General features: G+C 52.7%; 2 tRNA genes and 2 rRNA genes. All 4 read left to right on the top strand.

Annotated elements, in window-relative coordinates:
- Positions 1-385: 385 nt before the first annotated feature.
- A 16S ribosomal RNA gene (locus tag WDZ78_RS23255) occupies positions 386-1,870 on the top strand.
- 220 nt (positions 1,871-2,090) lie between these two features.
- Positions 2,091-2,167, top strand: a tRNA-Ile gene (locus tag WDZ78_RS23250).
- A gap of 94 nt (positions 2,168-2,261) precedes the next feature.
- Positions 2,262-2,337 (top strand) — tRNA-Ala (locus WDZ78_RS23245).
- A 576-nt stretch (positions 2,338-2,913) separates the two neighbouring features.
- Positions 2,914-3,051 (top strand): 23S ribosomal RNA (locus WDZ78_RS23240); the annotation flags it as partial.

The raw sequence follows: 3,051 nt of genomic DNA, 5'->3' as shown, positions 1-3,051 counted from the left end.
TGTGTTGACTTGTTTGAGGGTGTGGATTTATAAGTCCGCTCACTGAACGAGGGCGGCGGCGCTGCTGGCGACGACGACTTTCGTTCTAAAGAAATCAGGATGATGAGCTGAATGCTTGTTTGTTTCCAAGGGCTTGATGCTTTTGGGGTTTGATTTTGTGACTGTTTGATGCGGTCTGTTTTTTGACAATTGAATATGAGAAGAAAGAGAAACGTGGGCGGCGAAGCTTGCGGGGTCTGGAGAGATTTGGACCCTAGTGAATAGACTTTGACGGTCACGTTTTGAACAAGAGAATACACCTCATTATTATCGCAGCGATGCGGAAGATGATGGGTGTGAGTTCTCGTCGATTCAGAATGACGTGATTTAGTTAAGATTGAATTCTCAACTTGAGAGTTTGATCCTGGCTCAGAACGAACGCTGGCGGCAGGCTTAACACATGCAAGTCGAACGCCCCGCAAGGGGAGTGGCAGACGGGTGAGTAACGCGTGGGAACATACCCTTTCCTGCGGAATAGCTCCGGGAAACTGGAATTAATACCGCATACGCCCTACGGGGGAAAGATTTATCGGGGAAGGATTGGCCCGCGTTGGATTAGCTAGTTGGTGGGGTAAAGGCCTACCAAGGCGACGATCCATAGCTGGTCTGAGAGGATGATCAGCCACATTGGGACTGAGACACGGCCCAAACTCCTACGGGAGGCAGCAGTGGGGAATATTGGACAATGGGCGCAAGCCTGATCCAGCCATGCCGCGTGAGTGATGAAGGCCTTAGGGTTGTAAAGCTCTTTCACCGGAGAAGATAATGACGGTATCCGGAGAAGAAGCCCCGGCTAACTTCGTGCCAGCAGCCGCGGTAATACGAAGGGGGCTAGCGTTGTTCGGAATTACTGGGCGTAAAGCGCACGTAGGCGGATATTTAAGTCAGGGGTGAAATCCCAGAGCTCAACTCTGGAACTGCCTTTGATACTGGGTATCTTGAGTATGGAAGAGGTAAGTGGAATTCCGAGTGTAGAGGTGAAATTCGTAGATATTCGGAGGAACACCAGTGGCGAAGGCGGCTTACTGGTCCATTACTGACGCTGAGGTGCGAAAGCGTGGGGAGCAAACAGGATTAGATACCCTGGTAGTCCACGCCGTAAACGATGAATGTTAGCCGTCGGGCAGTATACTGTTCGGTGGCGCAGCTAACGCATTAAACATTCCGCCTGGGGAGTACGGTCGCAAGATTAAAACTCAAAGGAATTGACGGGGGCCCGCACAAGCGGTGGAGCATGTGGTTTAATTCGAAGCAACGCGCAGAACCTTACCAGCTCTTGACATTCGGGGTATGGGCATTGGAGACGATGTCCTTCAGTTAGGCTGGCCCCAGAACAGGTGCTGCATGGCTGTCGTCAGCTCGTGTCGTGAGATGTTGGGTTAAGTCCCGCAACGAGCGCAACCCTCGCCCTTAGTTGCCAGCATTGAGTTGGGCACTCTAAGGGGACTGCCGGTGATAAGCCGAGAGGAAGGTGGGGATGACGTCAAGTCCTCATGGCCCTTACGGGCTGGGCTACACACGTGCTACAATGGTGGTGACAGTGGGCAGCGAGACAGCGATGTCGAGCTAATCTCCAAAAGCCATCTCAGTTCGGATTGCACTCTGCAACTCGAGTGCATGAAGTTGGAATCGCTAGTAATCGCAGATCAGCATGCTGCGGTGAATACGTTCCCGGGCCTTGTACACACCGCCCGTCACACCATGGGAGTTGGTTTTACCCGAAGGTAGTGCGCTAACCGCAAGGAGGCAGCTAACCACGGTAGGGTCAGCGACTGGGGTGAAGTCGTAACAAGGTAGCCGTAGGGGAACCTGCGGCTGGATCACCTCCTTTCTAAGGAAGCTGTGGAACAGTAAGACGATCGCACCGATCTTCGGATCACCGCGGTATGAACTTTCCCGTGCTTTTTAGAACATAGATGGCGCCAGTCAGGTGACCATCGAAACGTAATACGCCACGGAAGTGCTTAGCACTCGGATTGGTATGGCGAGGTTCGCCGTCCACGTTTCTCTTTCTTCAAGAAGACAAAAGCCGCATCGACCGGTACCGGAATGGGCCCGTAGCTCAGTTGGTTAGAGCACACGCTTGATAAGCGTGGGGTCGGAAGTTCAAGTCTTCCCGGGCCCACCATTTGCATATGCGAATGAGGGTTTGGGTTGAGACTGTTGGTTGATGCGAATTGTTGCCGCGCCTGGTTGATGAGACCTGGGTGATCGAGCTGGATGGGGCTGTAGCTCAGCTGGGAGAGCACCTGCTTTGCAAGCAGGGGGTCAGCGGTTCGATCCCGCTCAGCTCCACCATTTGTTTTGTCCTGACGCTGTCGCGATCTTACGATCGCTGCGCTCCGGACGGGCCGCGCCACGAGGCGCGACGGACTATCGTCCTGTATGGGCGGATTGATCTGACGGCTGCGAATTGTCTTTTGAAGAAATAAAAGTTTGCATCGTCCGCAAGGAATGATGCTTGTTCTGAATACATTGTGAAGAGAAGATATGTCTGGAAGCGTCCAGGTGTTTTGAGCCCTTGTGGTTTGAAACGTCCGAGCCCAGTCCCTGAGAAACCGTGAGATGGCTTAGTCGGCCGGAATTGGTGGAGGGGTTGGAGGTAGGAAGGATCGCTTGTCCGAGGCATGTTTGTTGTTTGAAGGTTTAGGCCTTCATCTGATGGACATGCTGGATTGATGTTGCCTGACCGCGCATCACCGGATGATATCTCGAGAAGCTGGTCTTAATGGTATGGCTTCGAGGTGCACCGGCGTGCCCTCAAAGAAGACCGTACCGACACGTCGATGTCATCATGAACTGACTTGATTGTAAAAGGTAATCAGGTTGCCGTTCCTTTGGAGCGGCTATGGATGAGCATAGACAATGAGAACGAAGAAGTGAATTAAGGGCATTTGGTGGATGCCTTGGCATGCACAGGCGAAGAAGGACGTGATACGCTGCGAAAAGCCGTGGGGAGCTGCGAATAAGCTTTGATCCATGGATCTCCGAATGGGGCAACCCACCTTAAAT

This window comes from Agrobacterium sp. M50-1 (genome assembly GCF_049843495.1).
GTDB classification, from domain to species: domain Bacteria; phylum Pseudomonadota; class Alphaproteobacteria; order Rhizobiales; family Rhizobiaceae; genus Agrobacterium; species Agrobacterium radiobacter.
Note: the sequence above shows the minus strand (reverse complement) of the source record. Positions and strands in the feature narration are given on the sequence as shown.